The organism is Roseovarius sp. (genome assembly GCF_027019125.1).
Lineage (GTDB): Bacteria > Pseudomonadota > Alphaproteobacteria > Rhodobacterales > Rhodobacteraceae > Roseovarius.
On record NZ_JALUXE010000027.1, the window covers coordinates 20,362 to 37,864 of the forward strand.

The 17,503-nt window shown below is 61.5% G+C and carries 16 protein-coding genes and 1 riboswitch; of the genes, 8 read left to right on the forward strand and 8 right to left on the reverse strand.

The window, feature by feature from the left end; translation table 11 throughout:
• Positions 1–17: 17 nt before the first annotated feature.
• The 4 genes from MVC20_RS08345 to MVC20_RS08360 form a co-directional block, all read right to left on the reverse strand.
• Positions 18–1,310: a TRAP transporter large permease gene (locus MVC20_RS08345; RefSeq protein ID WP_297540284.1), complete on the reverse strand. Its 1,293-nt coding sequence runs from the start codon at positions 1,308–1,310 to the stop codon at positions 18–20.
• Positions 1,307–1,762 (reverse strand): TRAP transporter small permease, encoded by a 456-nt coding sequence (locus MVC20_RS08350; protein ID WP_297540286.1) that lies wholly within the window; start codon positions 1,760–1,762, stop codon positions 1,307–1,309. Before MVC20_RS08350 ends, MVC20_RS08345 begins: the two co-directional genes overlap by 4 nt.
• Positions 1,763–1,862: 100 nt before the next feature.
• The gene (locus tag MVC20_RS08355; RefSeq protein WP_297540288.1) at positions 1,863–2,915 is read right to left on the reverse strand and encodes a TRAP transporter substrate-binding protein; all 1,053 of its coding nucleotides are present in this window, start codon (positions 2,913–2,915) and stop codon (positions 1,863–1,865) included.
• Positions 2,916–2,943: 28 nt separating this feature from the next.
• Positions 2,944–4,134: an amidohydrolase gene (locus MVC20_RS08360; protein ID WP_297540290.1), complete on the reverse strand. Its 1,191-nt coding sequence runs from the start codon at positions 4,132–4,134 to the stop codon at positions 2,944–2,946.
• 145 nt (positions 4,135–4,279) lie between these two features.
• Between MVC20_RS08360 and MVC20_RS08365 the strand changes: the two genes are divergently transcribed.
• Both MVC20_RS08365 and MVC20_RS08370 read left to right on the forward strand, forming a co-directional pair.
• Positions 4,280–4,768, forward strand: a complete 489-nt coding sequence (locus MVC20_RS08365; protein ID WP_297540292.1) for a MarR family winged helix-turn-helix transcriptional regulator — start codon at positions 4,280–4,282, stop codon at positions 4,766–4,768.
• Positions 4,769–4,817: 49 nt separating this feature from the next.
• Positions 4,818–4,902, forward strand: a riboswitch (glycine riboswitch).
• A 98-nt stretch (positions 4,903–5,000) separates the two neighbouring features.
• On the forward strand, positions 5,001–6,284 hold the full coding sequence (locus MVC20_RS08370; RefSeq protein WP_297540294.1) for a D-amino acid dehydrogenase: 1,284 nt from the start codon (positions 5,001–5,003) through the stop codon (positions 6,282–6,284).
• A gap of 122 nt (positions 6,285–6,406) precedes the next feature.
• Here the strand turns inward: MVC20_RS08370 and MVC20_RS08375 are convergent, their stop codons facing one another.
• From MVC20_RS08375 to MVC20_RS08390, 4 genes are all read right to left on the reverse strand, one after another.
• Positions 6,407–8,245 carry an alpha/beta fold hydrolase gene (locus tag MVC20_RS08375; protein ID WP_297540296.1) on the reverse strand — a complete coding sequence of 613 codons (1,839 nt, stop codon included), beginning with the start codon at positions 8,243–8,245 and terminating at the stop codon, positions 6,407–6,409.
• A gap of 275 nt (positions 8,246–8,520) precedes the next feature.
• Complete coding sequence (locus MVC20_RS08380) at positions 8,521–8,691, reverse strand: hypothetical protein (protein WP_297540298.1); 171 nt, start codon at positions 8,689–8,691, stop codon at positions 8,521–8,523.
• Positions 8,688–9,428 (reverse strand): CbiX/SirB N-terminal domain-containing protein, encoded by a 741-nt coding sequence (locus tag MVC20_RS08385; RefSeq protein ID WP_297540299.1) that lies wholly within the window; start codon positions 9,426–9,428, stop codon positions 8,688–8,690. The genes MVC20_RS08380 and MVC20_RS08385 overlap by 4 nt, the downstream gene beginning before the upstream one ends.
• Positions 9,429–9,781: 353 nt before the next feature.
• Positions 9,782–10,342: a DUF4202 domain-containing protein gene (locus tag MVC20_RS08390; RefSeq protein ID WP_297540301.1), complete on the reverse strand. Its 561-nt coding sequence runs from the start codon at positions 10,340–10,342 to the stop codon at positions 9,782–9,784.
• A gap of 523 nt (positions 10,343–10,865) precedes the next feature.
• On the opposite strand from MVC20_RS08390, the gene MVC20_RS08395 reads away from it, so the two are divergent.
• The 6 genes from MVC20_RS08395 (at position 10,866) to urtA (ending at position 17,500) form a co-directional block, all read left to right on the forward strand.
• A complete protein-coding gene (locus tag MVC20_RS08395) occupies positions 10,866–11,840 on the forward strand; it encodes a quinone oxidoreductase (RefSeq protein WP_297540302.1) in 975 nt (324 codons plus the stop codon).
• 122 nt (positions 11,841–11,962) lie between these two features.
• Positions 11,963–13,024, forward strand: coding sequence for an extracellular solute-binding protein (locus MVC20_RS08400; protein ID WP_297540304.1), 1,062 nt, complete (start codon positions 11,963–11,965; stop codon positions 13,022–13,024).
• Between the two features lie 55 nt (positions 13,025–13,079).
• Positions 13,080–14,180, forward strand: coding sequence for an ABC transporter ATP-binding protein (locus MVC20_RS08405; protein ID WP_297540306.1), 1,101 nt, complete (start codon positions 13,080–13,082; stop codon positions 14,178–14,180).
• A complete protein-coding gene (locus MVC20_RS08410) occupies positions 14,180–15,037 on the forward strand; it encodes an ABC transporter permease (protein WP_297540308.1) in 858 nt (285 codons plus the stop codon). Before MVC20_RS08405 ends, MVC20_RS08410 begins: the two co-directional genes overlap by 1 nt.
• A 1-nt stretch (position 15,038) precedes the next feature.
• Complete coding sequence (locus MVC20_RS08415) at positions 15,039–15,899, forward strand: ABC transporter permease (protein ID WP_297540310.1); 861 nt, start codon at positions 15,039–15,041, stop codon at positions 15,897–15,899.
• A gap of 338 nt (positions 15,900–16,237) precedes the next feature.
• Positions 16,238–17,500, forward strand: coding sequence for an urea ABC transporter substrate-binding protein (gene urtA, locus MVC20_RS08420; protein WP_297540312.1), 1,263 nt, complete (start codon positions 16,238–16,240; stop codon positions 17,498–17,500).
• Positions 17,501–17,503 lie beyond the last annotated feature (3 nt).

Genomic DNA, 17,503 nt, shown 5'->3' on the forward strand with positions numbered 1-17,503 from the left:
CGGCGCGCCGCGTGCCCTCAGCCGACGGTGCTTCCAAGCCAGAGCGTGATCGCCGGGAAGGCGACCAGTATGGCAAGACGCACCACATCGACGGCGATAAAGGGCACGAGACCCTTGAAGATCCGAACAACCGGAACTTCGGGCAGAACGGCCTTGAGAACGAACACATTCATGCCGACGGGCGGCGTGACCAGTGCGATTTCGGTCACGACGATCACGATGATCCCGAACCAGACCAGATCGAACCCCTGCGCCACGACAATCGGCGCAAAGAGCGGCACGAAGATCAGGATGATCGCCATCGAGTCCATGACGCAACCCAGTACGAGAAACACGAGCATGATCGCGAAGATCAAGCCATAACCCTCAAGGCCCGTGGACTGCACAAGAGCAAGGATACCTGCCGCAAGCCCGGACAGGGTCAGCAGTTTGGACAGCATCAGCGCCCCGAACAGCACCGTGTAGAGGGACACGGATGTGTAGGCCGTGTCGATGATCACCCGGCGCAACATCGCCCAGCTCAACCGCCCGTGAAAGGTGGCAATCAGGATCGCAAGGCCCGCACCCATGCCGGCGGCTTCGGTCGGGGTAAAGAGCTTGGCATAAAGGCCGCCGATGATCAGGCCGAACAGCAGGACAAAGGGCCAGATCCCGGACAGAGCGCTGAGTTTTTCCGGCCAGGGCGTCTTTTCACCCTGTGGGGCATGGCTGGGGTTGCGGGCCGCGACGAACCGGATCGCGATCATGTAGAATGCAAGCCCGAGCAGCCCCGGGATCACACCCGCGATGAACAGGTCCCCGATATTGGTCTGGGTCAGGATGCCATAGACCACCATGATGATCGACGGCGGGATCAGAATTCCCAGCGTGCCACCGGCGGCGATGGTGCCCGAGGCAAGCTCGTCTGAATATCTGTACTTCTTCATGCTGGGGTAGGCGACCTTGGCCATGGTGGCCGCAGTCGCATAGCTGGAACCGCAAACCGCCGAGAACCCGGAACAGGCGACCATCGTCGACAGGGCCAGACCGCCCCGCACATTGCCGACAAAGGCATAGGCCGCGCGGAACAGATCATGGGCGATCCCGGTCTTCGAGATCACGTTGCCCATCAGGATGAACATCGGCACAACGGCCAGGTCGTAGGACAGGACCGCATCGGAAATCGTCAAGGGCAAGAGTTGCAGCGCGATGTTCCAGTTGATCGCAAATCCGATCCCGGCCACTGAAACGGCAAGCAGCGAAAAGGCGAGGGGAACCCGCAGAAAGGCCAGCAAAATGGCCGCAAGCATGGCAATCGAGCCGACGATCATAGCACTTCCTCCTCGTGTGTTTCTGCGGGATCGACCATCGGCCCGGTGAGGGCGACGGCCAGCGCGGCCAGAGCGGACAATGCGCAGCTTGCGGCCATGAAGACGTAAAGCGGGCCGCGAGGCACACGCAGCGCCTGGCTCACCTCGGAAATGCGCGATGCGTTCACCCCGTGCTTGACGAAGAGCCAGGCGACAAGTGCCAGCACCGCGGTGACAAGGGCGCCGATCAGGACGCGCCACCATGCCATCCAGGGCTTGTTCACAAGCTTGTCCGCCAAGTCGATCGTCAGATGCGCCCCGGCTGCCGTCACCAGCGGCAGGCCGGCAAAAACAACCAGCGCCATCAGATGTTCGGTGATGTCATTCGCGCCGTAAATCGGCTTGCCGACGATCCTGCGGCCGATCACATCCGCGAAGGTCAGCGCGACCATTGCCAGAAGGAACAGCGCCATGACTGTTTCAACCCCCCGGCGTATCTTCCATGCCATGGACAGCATGATCCCGTCTCCTCCCTGAAACTCGGGGGCCGGGAAACCGGCCCCCGCTGTGCTGCTACTGCGACACGGGCGCGGCAGTTTGCGGCGCGAGCGACGTGTAGGTATCGTTGTAGAAGTTCAGCATCGCCTGCGGGTCGTCGACACCGGCGGCCTTGGCGGCCTCGACCCAATCGGCAACCATCGCGTCATAGATGGTATCCACCGCCGCGATCAGTTCGGGCGAGGCTTCCACGATGTCATGCCCGGCCGCGCTCAGCTTTTCGATCGCTGCGGGGCTCTGCATGTCAAAATTCTTGCCCCATGCCGCAGAGAGCTCTTCACCGATGATGCCCTCGATGGCGGCTTTGTCCTCGTCGGACAGCCCGTCCCATTTTGCACCGTTCATGACGACGAAGAAGGTCGCGTCGTAAAATCCGTTCGGAAAGATGGTGTGATGCTCGAGACTGTCCTCGAGGCGGAAGTTGACCACCGATTCCATGGTGTGAAGCGAGCCGTCGATGACGCCGCTTTCCAGCATCTCATAGGCCTTGGTTGCCGGGGCCGCGACGGGAACCGCGCCGAGCGAGGTCAGCAGCTTTTCCTGGATCGGCCCGCCCATGCGGAACTTGACGTTGGCCATGTCGTCGAGCGAGGTCACCGTCTTGGACCCATGGTGAAGCTGGCCGCCACCGAACATGCCGACGGCAAGCATCTTCACACCAGCGAAGGCCGCGTTATCGCCGAGATAGGCCTCATAGGTCTGCCACAGCGCCCGGCTCTGCGCCTCGGCATTGGTGCCGGCATTCGGAAACTCGGCAAACCAGAGCGAGACAAAGCGCTCGGGCTCGTAGGTGAAATTGCCCCATGTGATGTCGGCCACACCGTTGCGGGCCAGCTCCCAGTGCTGCGGCGGGCTGGCCAGCGGCGCAGGCAGGATCATGACGTTGACGCGACCTTGGGTGACTTCGGCGACCTTTTCCGTAAAGGGCACGAGGAAATCGGTATGAATGAAATGGGTCGGCGGTACCCAGGACGACATGGTGAGTGTCTCGGAGCTGGCCATCGTTCCCGCCACCATAGCGGTTGCGGCGACAGCGCATTTGAACATGGATTTGGTGAAGGCGATCATCTGGTTCCTCCCTTGGATGATGTCTGGTTCAGGTCAGGTGGTGAGAGTTGAGCGTTGCGCGCGTGCGGTGCTTTGCCAGATCGGCAAAGATGGCAGCCCCGACAGGGATGATGTCCGGGTCGAAGACGAATTCGGGATGGTGAGGGGCATAACCGCCCTGACCGATGAAGAAATACGCACCGGGCACGAGCGCCGAGAGTTCCGAAAAATCTTCGGATGCCATGAGGCTGCGGGCGTTCTCTGTGACACGCTCCGATCCAACGACCCGCGTTGCCGCAGCCACGGCGGCGGCGACGCAAACGGGATTGTTCACCGTCACGGGCACCATGCTGTTCACCTCGATCTCGATGAAAACGCCAAAGAGCAGCTCGGTCGCGCGGACCGCGTCCTTCAGCAAATCGGCCAGCGTATCACGCACGTCGGTCGCGGTCGTGCGCATTGTCCCTTCGATCCGGACGGTATCGGGCAGGATATTGCGGGCGGTTCCACCCTGGATCAGACCAAAGGAAATCACGCCGGTATGGCGGGCATCAAAACTTCGGGTCGCGGCCTGCTGAACGGCTGCGATCAGGTGGGCGGCGGCTGCGATGGCATCCTGCCCGGTATGCGGCATCGACCCGTGCGCCCCTTGCGCCCGGATCGTGATATCAATGTTGTCCGCAGAGGACAGAGCCGCTGTCGTCGGCACGCCGACCTGACCGGCGGGCAGGTCCGGCGAATTGTGCAGGGCATAGACCTCTTCGCAGGGGAACCGCTCAAAGAGGCCGTCCGCGATCATCGCGCGTGCGCCGGTCAACAGTTCCTCGGCGGGCTGAAAGATGAAACGAACCGTGCCATCGAAATCCCGATGCGCCGCAAGATAGGCGGCGGCGGTCAGTGCGGTGACCATATGGCCGTCGTGCCCGCAGCCGTGAAACCGGGCGGGAATTTCGGACGCGTAGCCGACCCTGGCCTTTTCCTGCATCGGCAGGGCATCCAGCTCCGCCCGAAAGGCGATGCAACGTCCGGGCGCTTCGGGTGACGCATCTTGACCATGCAGCGTCCCGACGACGCCCGTGCCGCCGATGCCCGTCGCGACACTGTATCCGAGGGCGGCCAACCGCTCCGCGACAAAGGCCGCCGTCCGCACCTCCTCGAAACCGGTTTCCGGGTGGCGATGCAGGGTTTGCAGCCACTCCTGCGATGTTCTGCGTTGGGTCTCGTACCAGGTGGGAAACATCTGCGCGGCCTCCGATTCATCTCAATGTGAGAATATTGCACGGAGATACTTGTCCGGCAAGATAGTTTCTTGTTAAGACTATTTCATATGGAAATCAGGGTAAGACGTGATACCTTTTCCGTATCGACCAAAGGAGAAGCGGATCGTGCAGACCGACAAGACATTCAAGAATGAGCGCCTGACGTACAGGTTGAACATCGTCGCGCAAGAAGCGATCCAGGCCAATGACGAGATCTTCCTGCGCGAGACCGGATGCCGGATCCGCGACCTGCGGGTGTTGCGTCTGATTGATGACCGGCCGGGCACGACTTTCGCGGAAATCGCTAAAATAACTGGTTTTGAACGAAGTTTGACATCACGAATCATTCAGAACCTGATCGGCGCCAACCTGATCGAGCGCGAAAACTCCAGCGAAGACGCACGGGTGTTCCTGCTCTCCACAACGCCAAGGGGCAAGGAGGTTCGACAAGTGGCGCGCCGCCTGTCCGATCGGCTCGAGGTGATCCTGACGGACCCGCTCTCCTCACAGGAGATGCGGGCCTTCAACGAAATCCTCGCCCGTCTCGGGGCCTGGGTGACCTCGGAAGATTATCGAAATGCTCTGGCCCAAGAGTGGCATAAAGATGCAGTTTAAAATAATCTTGATTTAAGACTAAATTCAATCTAGAGCTTTTGCAGCCTACCAAGCTGTCACAGGAGAGGCCGAACTCTCGGCGCCGAAGGAGCAACCCCCCGGAACCTCTCAGGCAAAAGGACTGTGATTGGCATGGGCGTCTGAAGCGCGCGGCGGAGCCTCCGCATCCCGCGACAGAGGGGATTGGACCTGTCATCCGGCAGGACGAAACCTTGGGTCGCGGGAGGATGCCATGACCAGAATTGCCGTAATCGGCGCCGGAATTACCGGCGTGACCACTGCCTCGAGCCTGATGGACAGGGGCTATGATGTCACCTTGTTTGACCGCAATCGCTATGCCGCGATGCAAACCTCCTTTGCCAATGGCGGGCAGTTGTCCGCGTCGAATGCCGAAACCTGGAACCGTTGGTCCACGGTTTTCAAGGGCATGAAGTGGATGATGACGCGGGGCGCGCCGCTTCTCGTCAATCCCAGGCCAAGCTGGCACAAATACAGCTGGATGGCCGAGTTCGTGGCGTCGATCCCGCAATACCGGGCCAACACCGTCGAGACGACCCGCATGGCAATCGCTGCGCGGGGTCTGTTGCGGGAAAAGGCCGCGCGCCATGGCTTCGACTTCGACTGTGAAGATCGCGGCATTCTGCATGTCTACACGGACAAGACTGAATTCGACCACGCCACCGAGGTCAACAAGCTGCTCGCCCAGGGCGGGCTTGCGCGTCGCGCCGTGGCGCCCGAGGAAATGCGCCAGATCGAACCGGCGCTCCGTGGCGATTTCTACGGCGGCTACTACACCGAGAGCGATTTCACCGGCGATATTCACCGCTACACGACGGGTCTTGCCAGATCCATCGAGAAGGGTGGGGCGGTGCTGCGCTTCGGCACTGATGTCGATGACCTGAAGGTGGACAAGAACGAGGTGCGCCTGACCTGGAGCCGGAACAACGAAAGTCAGACCGAAACATTCGACGCCATCGTCGTCTGTGCAGGCGTCGAAAGCCGCGACCTGGCGGCGCAGCTCGGCGACCGGGTGAATGTCTATCCGGTCAAGGGCTATTCGATCACCGTTCGCCTCGATGATGAAGACAGCCAGCGCTCTGCGCCCTGGATCAGCTTGCTCGATGACGAGGCCAAGGTCGTCACCAGCCGTCTGGGCAAGGACCGGTTCCGCATCGCCGGCACCGCAGAGTTCAACGGTTATAATCTCGACATTCGGGATGACCGGGTGCGCCCGCTGGTGAAATGGTGCGAACGGTTCTTCCCGGGTGTCAGCACCGAACACGCGATTCCATGGGCGGGCCTGCGTCCGATGATGCCGAACATGATGCCGAAGGTTGGGCAGGGCAAACGGGAGCGCGTATTCTATAACACCGGCCATGGGCACTTGGGGTGGACCCTGTCGGCGGTGACGGCCGAGATGGTGGCAGAGACGGTCGCAGGGTCCCGCACGGTGAATCTGCCCTCCGGCAGACCCGCAGTCGCCCCCGCCACTCTGAGAACACAGAGGGCCATCTGACAAACACACCGTCCCGTGGTGCCATGCGCACCACACATCCGGCGCAGCCCTCGGGCATCTGCGCGTGACTGTCCACGCTTCGCCGCCTCTGGCCCCTGTGCCTTTTGCTCCGGGGCCAGTCGTCAGGTCTGGTGGATATATGTTCCGGGTGCCTGTTCCAGCGCGGGATAGGCCGGGTCTGCGCCGGGTGTGCGCGCAGGCACGGTCCCGCTGCTGTGACGGGCCAGCCAGCTTGCCCATTCCGGCCACCAGGACCCGGGGCGCGGCTCATGCGCGGCAAGCCAGGTGTCGGGATCGCGATACAGCGCCCCCGCTGGCCGGCGGCCGATCCGATAATGCCGTCCCCGATGCCCCGGCTCTGACAGGATGCCGCTGTTGTGCCCGCCTTTGGTCAACAGGAAATGCAGATCACAACCGGTAAAAAGGGCTGTCTTGTAGACGGACCGCCAGGGCGCGATGTGGTCGGTCTCGGTGCCGATGACAAAGAGCGGCACTGAAATATCCTTGAGCGCGATCACCTTGCCCTCCACGGCAAACCGACCCGCCGAGATGCGGTTCTCCAGAAAGATCCCGCGCAGGTATTCCGAATGCATCCGGGCGGGCATCCGTGTCGTGTCATTGACCCAGACCGTGACATCGGTGGGCAAATCCGGCTCTCCCAGGAAATAACGCCGCACCGCGCGCGACCAGATCAGATCCTCAGACCGGATCGCGGCAAAGGCGCCCGACATCTGTGGCCGATCCAGATAGCCCTGCGACCACATCAGATCCTCAAGGAATGCGACCTGACTTTCATCAAGAAACAACAGCAATTCGCCCGCTTCGGCGAAATCCACCTGGGCCGCCATCAATGTGACCGATGCCAGCCTGTCATCGCCATCGCGCGCCATCGCCGCCGCCGCGATGGCCAGCAGCGTGCCGCCAAGGCAATAGCCATTGGTATGCACCCTTTGTCCCGGAACGATCCCGTTGATGACCTCGAGCGCCTGCATGATCCCCTGCTTGCGATATGCCTCTAGGGACAGCTCGGCATCGTCCGCGCCCGGATTGTGCCAGGAAATGCAGAACACCGTATAGCCCTGCCCAACCAGCCACCGCACCAGAGAGTTCTCGGGCGAAAGATCGAGAATATAGTATTTCATGATCCAGGCTGGCACGATGAGCACCGGTTCGGCCTGCACCTTTGCCGTGGTCGGCGTATACTGGATCAATTCCATCAATGCGTTGCGATAGACCACGACGCCCGGCGTGCTGGCCAGAACCTCGCCAAGCGCGAACGCCTCTGGCACCGGCCGATGTTCCTGCGCCAGAATATGACGGGCGTCATCGGCATAATGCGCAGCCCCGTCGATCAGGTTGCGCCCCCCGCTCGCCAGCGTCTTGTCCAGAATTTCCGGATTGCCCAGCGGGAAATTCGACGGCGAGACCGTATCGAGAAGCTGCCGCATCAAAAAGCCGGTCCGATCCGCATTCTGCCGGCGCAATCCGCGCAATTCCGAGGTGGCCGCATGCCACCAATCCTGCGTTGCCAGAAATCCCTGTTGCCAAAGGGCAAAGGGCGGCTTGTCCCAGCCTTGATGCGACCAGCGCGTGTCATAACGCCCCGGCTGAAACGGCTTGTCCGCCGTCTGGCCAAACATCTGCGCGGCGGTGAAATGCATCAGCTTCAACGCATTTGACTGCGCCCGTTCCACCAGTTCCAGTTGCCGCCCCGGCGCGCGGCCCAGATGCATCGCCCAATCGCTCCACGCGTCAATCATCGCATGTGGCGACAACCCGCCTGTAAACCGGGCAAGGCTTGCCATGGCGGCGCGATCCAGCGCGGCATGGGGGTGCGGGTCGCGTTTCTCAGCGGACGGCTCTTGGGCAGGCGTCTGCACCAGGGGCTCCACCACGGACAGGGGCTTGGTCGCCGCCGATCTGGGCAACGGTGTCTTGCGTAGGGTTGGTTTGCGGGCCATGCTGCACTGCTCTCCTTGGATCTGAGGGGGCCAACCCGGCCTTTGTGGTCGTCTGATCCGCGTCTGTGACGGTCCAGCGCAAAAGACCCGGACAACTCGTAAGGCACACACGACGCGCCCGCCGCCCGGAGGTCAGCGGCAAGGAACCATTCCGCGACAGAGTATCCACCGGATTTCAGAGCTTGCCCCTGATATGAATCAAATACGCGCGCGACAGGGCGCGGTCCAACGCAAGCCCCCAATCGGCCTCAGCGGCCACTCCGGCCGATACCCGGTCAGGACGCGCCGCGTTCCGCCTCGTCAATCAGCCCGCGCACCCAACCCGTGACAAGCCGATTGATCGGCAACGCCAATGGCCAACACAGAATCAACGCCAACATTACGAAATTGATCGTCACCGCCGGTGCCATGAACGGGTTGAGCAGCGGGAAAGCCGCGCGCATCATGCCGGCACCTGTGCCCGCGCCAGACTGCGGGCCACCAACGCCGCCGCCCCGGGCGCACAGCCGAGCGGGTCCATCAAAACACCCTGAAACTCCGCCAGAGCCAGCGCATCCGGAATATCGTCCAGCACATGCCCGCCCTTGGCGGCAAAGAACGGCAGGCAAATCGCCCGCGCCCCCAGATCAAACGCCTGATCCGCCAGATAGGGCGGTTCCTCGACAAATCCCACCCGCAGTTCGGCCACTGGCAAAAGCTCGGCCAGGGCTGCGGCAAACGCCTGCGTGTCCCGCGCCGTCTGCGGGCTGCGCCCCGATCCGTGCGCCGCCAGAAACACCCGCACCTCCGGCGCGTGCCAGCCCTGTTCGGTCATCACGTCGGCCAACAGCGCCGCCGCCAGCCCCGGCAATCCGGGGTCAAGACCAAAGGGCGGCAAGACCTCCGCCTGCACCCCCTCCAGTCGCTGCATCAACGCCTCGCCGGTGAACCAGCCCCCCGTCATGAAATAGGGAAAAATCCGCGCGCCTGCCCCGGCATCGGCCAGCGCCGCCTCCAGCGCGCCGGGCTTGGCCAGGGTGGCCGATCCCACATGCCAGCCGGGCAGGGACCGCGCGACGTTCGCGGCAAATTCTGCCAGCGCCGCCTCTGCCGGGTCCGGATCCGAGGGCTGGCCGTGGCTTACGATGATGGCCGCGTGTTCAACGGCTGGTTCCTTCCGAGAATGTAATCTTGGTGCAGACATTCCATTTCCCCGAGGGTTTGACCGTGGTCTTTCCGACCATAAGGGGCGCGGACGACGCGGCCAAGGTCACGACCGGATTCGTATCGGACACGCCCCCGTTCTTTACCCTTCCTTACCTTCTCTCCGGCTGTCACGCGGCATCTCTTCTGTTGCACGTCGTCGCCCGCCTGCACGTCACATGGCAGGACACCCCCCGCAGTATCGCGCCCGGGGCTGGCCGATCGGTCTCGATCTCGGCTCCCCCTGATTTTGCGTCGGCATTTTCCGCCTGCTCTTGTCCGGGCAGGATCTGGCCGCTGAACCGCCCTGCAAACCTTACAAAATCGCCTGTAGGTTTGTAAGGTTTGCAAGGTTCAAACCCGGAAATGAACCGCCAGGGACTCGGGCAGATCGAACTCTTCCAACACCCGCGCGCGCCCGTCCTCCGACATTTTCAGCGCTGTCTTGGTGACGATCCGATCCAGCTTTTCAGGGGTTTGCGAGGGCGCAAAAGGGGCGAAATACCATTTGAGAAAGGTAAAGCAGATTACATCCTCCAGGGCTTGCACCTCCGCATCCCGCTTGATCCCCTCCTTGCGGATCATTTTCTGAGCGCGATCAATGTCTTGGCTGTCATATCCTGCGTCTTGCATGATCTCGCCCACACGGGTTGCATGATGCTTGGCAAGGGTGGTGCGCCATGTCAGATAGCCCGCGCGCCCTTCTGGAAAATCCTGTCTTTTCAATATCCAGCGCTCGATATGCTGGCCCCGCGCGGCAATCTGCAGGGCCTCTGATGCGTTGGGGAATAGCCGGTCACACTCCGCGCTCATCCGTCGCCCATAGAGCCACGCCGCCGGTTCTCCTTCGCGTGTATCCGGGTCATGCCGGTTGGCCGCATCAATCGCGGCAAAGGCAATTTCCAATTTATTCACAATGTGTTACTCCCTGCCTCTGCCGGATCTTGCGCGGCTTCGCCGTCCGCCAAATCCGTCTCGCCCCCCGCGCAGCTGCGCAATGGGAAAGCCGTCAAAAACGTATCTGCAACCGCCACCGGCGCAGACCGCAAGAGCATGGTTTCCCCTGTAATCTCAAAGATTTCGGCGCATTTCATGCTTTGTCCTGACTTGTTGGTTCATGGCTCCGTCGGCCCATCGCACGCCCCAAATCGCGGGTTTCGCTGGGGCGAATTCGGCAGTCTTGAAAAACGTAGTGTCGGACAAATACCCACCCCTCCGAGCGTATCAGGGGCTAAATCGGGGCGTCAAGCGGCGTGAGGCATCTACATCCTGCGTGGCACGGGGGGCGGTGCGGGCACTCCGACGGTGAGTGTATCGGTTGGGGCAGAGCGCCGGAAATCCCGGGGGCGGGATTGCCTTTCTTCGCGGACTGGCCTTTATTCCACTGCAATCGCCGCATGGCGACAGGGTTCATGGAATGGATGAGAGGGAGCAGGACATGGCGCGAACGGTCATTATCGAAAAGGCAGGCGGGGCTGAGGAGTTGAAGCTGGTCGATATGCCGGTGGGAGAGCCGGGATCGGGTGAAATCCGCATCCGGCATATGGCCTGTGGCTTGAATTTTATTGATGTTTATCAGCGCACTGGCCTTTATCCGCTCGCCTATCCGCATGCATTGGGAATGGAGGCGGCAGGGATTGTCGAGGCGGTGGGTGAGGGCGTTACGCATCTCAAACCCGGTGACCGCGCCGCCTATGCCGCAACCCCGCCGGGGGCTTATGCCGAGGCGCGGGTGATGCCTGCATCGCAGGTCTGTCCCTTGCCAGAGGGAATTTCCTTTGAGGATGCTGCCTCGATCATGTTGCAGGGGATGACGGTGGAATATCTCTTCCACCGGGTCTGGCCACTCGAGGCGGGACAGACGGTGCTGTTCCATGCCGCCGCCGGGGGTGTCGGGCTCTTGGCCTGCCAATGGGCGCGCTCGGAAGGCATCCGCTTGATAGGGACCGCTGGCACGGACGAGAAATGCCGCCTTGCGATGGAGAATGGCGCGTCGGCCTGCATCAATTACCGCGATGCTGATTTTGTGTCTGAAGTCAAAGCGTTGACCGAAGGCAAGGGCGTGGATGTTGTGATGGATGGGGTGGGCAAGGACACGTTCGATCGCTCGCTCGATTGCCTTAAGCCATTGGGCATGATGATGTCCTTCGGCAATGCCTCGGGTCCGGTAGAGCCTGTCAGCCTGCTCACGCTGGCGGCCAAGGGATCGCTCAAACTGACGCGCACCACGCTGTTCACCTTCCTCGCCGATCATGCCCGTTGTCAGGATATGGCCCGGCACCTGTTCGACAAGGTCGAGAGTGGCGCGGTCAAGGTCAACATCGGTCAGCGCTTCCCGCTGGATCAGGTCGCCGACGCGCATCGCGCGCTGGAGGGACGGCAAACCATAGGCTCGACCATCCTGACGCTCTGACCCTCGATGATCCGCTCGCTTAGCCGTGATCTGCGCATGGCTTGACGCATGCGCGGCAGAGGCCTAGCGTTTGGCCGCAACAACAACGGCCCGGAAACCGGGTGATACACAGGGAGTGGACTATGAGAAAGCTGTTGGGAACTGTCCTGACCAGCGCAGCCTTTGCGCTGGTTGGCACTGCGGGGTCTGCCGAGACCTTGCGTCTTTTGACCTGGGGCGGCTATGCGCCCGAGGCTGTGGTCGCGGCCTTCAAGGCCGAGACGGGCATCGACGTTGAAGTGACCCTGTCCAACAACGAGGACATGATTTCCAAGCTGCGCGCCACGGGTGGGGCAGGTTTTGATCTGGCGCAGCCGAGCCAGGACCGTATCCTTGGCCCGCAGCAGGAATTCGGCATCTACAAGCCGCTCGACCTGAGCCAGATCGACAAAGAGCAATTCATCGGCGATCTCTACGATGCCTCCGTGGCCGCAACCACGGTTGATGGCGCGGCCTATGGCGTGGCGCATATCTGGGGCGTGTCGGGCTTTGCCGTGGATCGCTCTGTTGCGGGCGACATCAAGACCTATGCCGATCTCTGCTCTGCGGACTACGCAGGCAAGATTTCCATGCGGACCAAGCGCATTGCCCTACTCGGCTTTGCCTTTGCTGCCGGAGAGGACCCGTTCGCGGCCTATTCCGATCCCGCGAAATACGAGGAAATCATCACCGCTGCCGCCGACGCGATGGGCGAATGCAAGGCCAATGTGAAGGCCTATTGGAGCGGTGCCGACGATCTCTTGGCGATGATGCGCTCGGGCGAGGTTGTGGCCGCAGAGGCGTGGGATGCCACCGGGTTCAAGCTGAATGCCGAGGATTCCAAGTGGAATTTCGTGGCGCCCTCGACAGGCGCCTTGGGCTGGATCGACACTTTCGCCCTTCCCGCCAAGGGCGAGAATGACGCGGCGGCCTACAAGTGGATCAACTTTGTGATGCGCCCTGACATTGCGGCACAGATCGTCAATCAGGCGGGGTCGTTCTCGGCCTCCAAGGGCTCTGACGATCTCGTCGATCCGGCGCTGCGCGCCGCCTATCAAGAGGCGTTCCCGCCCGAGGTGATTTCCAACATCAAGTGGTTCCCGCCGATCCCCGCAGGCCTTGAGGACATCGAAGGCCGTCTGCTGGATCAGATCGCCGCACAATAACCATCAGGCGACGCGGCGGGCCAACCGCCGCGTCGACCCCGAAAGGTCAAAAGACGTGGACAGCTTAGCCGCCGATCTCGAATGCCGTAACCTGATCAAGCGGTTCGGCGCTTTCACTGCTGTGGACGATGTGTCCTTTGCAATTCCCAAGGGATCGTTTTTCTCCATCCTCGGCCCGTCCGGCTGTGGTAAAACCACCTTGCTGCGGATGATGGCCGGATTTGCGCGTCCGGATTCGGGCGATATCCTGATCAAGGGCGGGTCGGTTCTGGATACACCGCCCAATCGGCGGCCCGTGAACCTTGTGTTTCAGCATCTGGCGCTCTTTCCCATGATGACCGTGGCCGAGAATATCGCCTATGGCCTGCGCCGTCGCGGCACGCCGCGCCCCGAGATCGCTCGCGCGGTGGCGGACGTGCTGGAAAGGGTGGGCCTCGCGGATGCCGGGCCCAAGCGGATCGACCAGCTCTCGGGCGGACAAAAGCAGCGGATCGCGATTGCGCGGGCCATGGTTCTGGACCCGGCGGTTTTGCTGCTGGATGAACCCTTGGGCGCGCTTGATCTCAAGCTGCGCGAACACATGAAGATCGAACTCAAGCAGTTGCAGCATGAGTTTGGCACGACCTTCGTCTATATTACCCATGACCAATCCGAGGCGATGATGATGTCGGATCGGGTGGCCGTGATGAACGCCGGACGCTTCGAACAGGTTGGCACGCCGGAGGAGTTGTATTTCCACCCTCAAACCGCCTTTGTCGCGGGCTTCGTGGGGGATGCCAACAAACTGCGCGCCAAGGTGATCGCGGCGGATGGCACAGGGTGCAAACTGGCCACCGATCAGGGGCTGACCCTGACCGCTGCCAACCCCCGGTCGGGCGCGGCCGAGTTGGGCGGTCTGTTCGACATCTTCATTCGTCCCGAATCCATCGCGGTGGGCGTAGCTGCGCAGGATAGCACCAATCGGCTGGAGGCGGTGATCGAGGACGTGCTGTTTAACGGCGCGCAGAGCCGGATTTTGGCGCGCCTGCCGGGGGGCGACGTGATCGAGGCACTCTTGCCGCAATCGGGAGAGGCCGAACCGTTGCGGCGCGGGGCCTCTGTGGCGCTCGGGCTTGGGCCGGCGGCGGTTGTGTCCTTTGCGGCGGCGGGGGCGTGATGCGCGAGGGCAAGCTGGTCTTCTGGTTGCTGTTCGCGCCCTTTGCGGCGTGGATCGCGCTCTTGATCGTGATTCCGCATATCGACATGCTGATCCTGTCGCTGCGGGAAAAGGTGGCCCCGCGTGTCTATGAAACCGGCTTTCGCAACTATGCGGATTTTGCGGCAACCTGGGTCTATCCATGGACGCTGCTGCGCACGGTGGTCTTTTCGATCATTGCCACGGGCCTGACATTCCTCATCGGCTTTCCCGTCGCCTATTACATCGCCAAGATCGCGCAGGGCCGCACCAAGGCGGCGCTCTTCATGCTGTGCCTTTTGCCGTTCTGGGTGTCCGAGATCGTGCGGGTATTTGGCTGGATGCTGCTCTTGCGGGAGACCGGACTGATTTCCAACGCCTTGCAGGGGTTGGGTCTGACCTCCGGGCCCGTCGAGTTGCTCTATAATGACGCGGCCATTCTGATTGGCCTGGTCTATACCTCGATGCTCTTCATGATCGTGCCGCTGATTTCCACCATCGACGGGATGGACGATGCGCTGGTCGAGGCGGGCTATGATCTGGGTGGCAATGGCTGGACCGTGATGACACGCATCGTCATTCCCTATGCCATGCCCGGGATCATCGCAGGCTCTATCGTTGTGTTCATGCTGGCGCTTGGCAATTATCTCACGCCGACCCTCTTGGGGGGCAAGAGCGGGCAGTGGTTCACGGCGCAGATCTATGCGCAGTTCATTACCCGCTTCAATTGGGAGCTGGGATCGGCCTTTGGTTTTATCCTCCTCGCCACCTCAAGCGCGCTTGTGTGGCTCTTGCTGCGCCTGTCGGGTCAGTCGCTTTCGAATACGCTGGGGCGCTAGGATGCTGGCTTCTCTCCCTCGTTCGCCGTTCCTGCGTTTTGCCTACGCGGCCTATGTGGCGCTGTTCTTTGTCTATATGGCGCTGCCTTTGGCCGTCGTGGCGGTCTTTGCCTTCAACGACAGCCAGTTTCCCGGCTTGCCATGGGAAGGGTTCACGCTGGATTGGTTCATCGGGGCAGAGCAACCCCGCTTGGGCCTGATCAACGACCGGCGCATTGTGGCAGGCTTTTTCAACTCGGCCTTCGTCGCGTTCTGGGTAACGGGGCTGTCGCTGACGGTTGCGACCACGACTGCCTTTCTCTTTGACCGGCACGATTTCAGGTTCAAGGAATTCGCCTATCTGATGATGCTGGCACCGCTGGTCATTCCGGGGGTGATCCTTGGTATCTCCATCCTCGTGTTTTCGTCCACGCTGGCTGAGGCGGTAAATAGCGTGACTGGTTACGAGATTTCTGCCCTGCGACCGGGGCTCTTTCTGGTGATTCTCGGGCAGTTCTCCTTCATCACCACGATTGCGACGCTTGTCATCGCCGCGCGCCTGCGCCGCTTTGATCGCACGCTGGAGGAGGCGGCGCTGAACTTGGGCGCGACGCCTGCGGTGGTGTTCTGGACCATCACCCTGCCATGGTTGCGGCCTGCACTCTTTGGGGCGGGGATCGTGGCCTTTTTGATTTCCTTCGAGAATTTCAACACCACCCTGATCCTGAACGGGTCGAATGCACCGCTGACGGTGACGATGTTCGACCGGATGCGCGAAGGCTCGACCCCGGTGCTCAACGCCGTGTCGGTCACGCTGATGGTGGGATCTGGGCTCTTGGGGCTTTTGGGTATTCTCGTCCAAGGGCGCGGGCAAAAGCCGTAATCCGCGATGCCGCAACGCGGCAATCTTTCTGCGATTGCAAATAAAATGGGCGGTGCGCCTTGGAACTGCTCAAAAAGCGGCAATATCGGCCGGTTGACCGACCTGCTGCACGCTCTCGCTAGAGCAATTCGTGTCAAATCTGTTTGCTTTCACATGCCTGAAACGGCTCAGACCCTCTCAGGGCGGTGCCGGTCCAGACGGACCGCGCCCTTCCACGGAGAGGTGCAAACAACATGCTGCGTCGCCAAAATGACGGTGGGGGACCTGAAATTGCACAACGCCACGACGCGCGCAGCCCGGACATGGGAGCTCCGAAAGACATGACGACAAAAACATTTATGGCAAGCCTCGTCGCAACCACCATTCTGGCGACGGCCCCGGTACTCGCACAGGATTGCCCCGTCAAGGTGGGCGTTCTGCACTCGCTTTCGGGCACGATGGCAATCTCGGAAACCACGCTCAAGGACACGGTCCTGATGCTGGTTGACCAGCAAAACGCCAAGGGCGGGCTGCTGGGTTGTCCGATCGAGGCGGTCGTGGTCGATCCGGCCTCGGACTGGCCGCTCTTTGCGGAAAAGGCGCGCGAATTGCTGACCGTGAACGAGGTCGATGTGATTTTCGGCTCCTGGACCAGCGTCAGCCGCAAATCCGCCCTGCCGGTGCTCGAGGAATTGAACGGCCTCATGTTCTATCCGGTGCAGTACGAGGGCGAAGAATCCTCGCGCAACGTGTTCTACACCGGCGCCGCACCCAATCAGCAAGCGATCCCGGCAGTGGATTACTTCCTCGAAGAGCTGGGCGTCGAGAGCTTTGCGCTGTTGGGAACGGACTATGTCTATCCCCGCACCACCAACAACATCCTTGACGCCTATCTGAAATCCAAGGGCGTCGCGGCCGAGGACATCTTTGTCAACTACACCCCCTTCGGTCATTCCGACTGGGCGACCATCGTGGCGGATGTCGTGGCCTTGGGCGCGGGCGGCAAGAAAGTGGGCGTGATTTCCACCATCAATGGCGATGCGAACATCGGCTTTTACAAGGAACTGGCCGCCGCCGGTGTCAGCGCCGATGACATTCCCGTTGTCGCCTTCTCGGTTGGCGAAGAAGAGCTGTCAGGCCTCGACACCACCGAACTCGTGGGGCACCTTGCGGCGTGGAACTATTTCCAGTCCGCCGATACCGAGATCAACGCCGAATTCGTCAAGGCGTGGAAGGCCTATGCCGGTGAAAACCGCGTGACCAACGACCCGATGGAGGCGCATTACATCGGCTTCAACATGTGGGTGAACGCGGTCACGCAGGCAGGCACCACCGATGTGGACGCGGTGCGCGAGGCGATGTGGGGGCAGGAATTCCCCAACCTCACCGGTGGCACGGCTGTCATGCTGCCGAACCATCACCTGACCAAGCCGGTGCTGATTGGCGAGATTCGGGCCGACGGGCAGTTCGACATCATCAGCCAGACCGAGGAAGTACCGGGTGACGCCTGGACCGATTATCTGCCCGAGAGCGCACCGCTCACGAGCGATTGGAAGGATCTGGGCTGCGGTATGTACAATACCGAAACCAACACCTGCGTGCAGATGACATCGAACTACTGACGC

What these genes read in the sequence shown, in the direction of transcription:
- MVC20_RS08350 (WP_297540286.1), bottom strand. Translation starts at nt 1,762, where the DNA reads ATGGCGCTGTTCCTTCTGGCAATGGTCGCGCTGACCTTCGCGGATGTG.
- MVC20_RS08375 (WP_297540296.1), bottom strand. Translation starts at nt 8,245, where the DNA reads ATGGCCCGCAAACCAACCCTACGCAAGACACCGTTGCCCAGATCGGCG.
- MVC20_RS08380 (WP_297540298.1), bottom strand. Translation starts at nt 8,691, where the DNA reads ATGATGCGCGCGGCTTTCCCGCTGCTCAACCCGTTCATGGCACCGGCG.
- MVC20_RS08395 (WP_297540302.1), top strand. Translation starts at nt 10,866, where the DNA reads ATGGCGCGAACGGTCATTATCGAAAAGGCAGGCGGGGCTGAGGAGTTG.
- MVC20_RS08355 (WP_297540288.1), bottom strand. Translation starts at nt 2,915, where the DNA reads ATGATCGCCTTCACCAAATCCATGTTCAAATGCGCTGTCGCCGCAACC.
- urtA (WP_297540312.1), top strand. Translation starts at nt 16,238, where the DNA reads ATGGCAAGCCTCGTCGCAACCACCATTCTGGCGACGGCCCCGGTACTC.
- MVC20_RS08345 (WP_297540284.1), bottom strand. Translation starts at nt 1,310, where the DNA reads ATGATCGTCGGCTCGATTGCCATGCTTGCGGCCATTTTGCTGGCCTTT.
- MVC20_RS08360 (WP_297540290.1), bottom strand. Translation starts at nt 4,134, where the DNA reads ATGTTTCCCACCTGGTACGAGACCCAACGCAGAACATCGCAGGAGTGG.
- MVC20_RS08415 (WP_297540310.1), top strand. Translation starts at nt 15,039, where the DNA reads ATGCTGGCTTCTCTCCCTCGTTCGCCGTTCCTGCGTTTTGCCTACGCG.
- MVC20_RS08400 (WP_297540304.1), top strand. Translation starts at nt 11,963, where the DNA reads ATGAGAAAGCTGTTGGGAACTGTCCTGACCAGCGCAGCCTTTGCGCTG.
- MVC20_RS08385 (WP_297540299.1), bottom strand. Translation starts at nt 9,428, where the DNA reads ATGTCTGCACCAAGATTACATTCTCGGAAGGAACCAGCCGTTGAACAC.
- MVC20_RS08370 (WP_297540294.1), top strand. Translation starts at nt 5,001, where the DNA reads ATGACCAGAATTGCCGTAATCGGCGCCGGAATTACCGGCGTGACCACT.
- MVC20_RS08410 (WP_297540308.1), top strand. Translation starts at nt 14,180, where the DNA reads ATGCGCGAGGGCAAGCTGGTCTTCTGGTTGCTGTTCGCGCCCTTTGCG.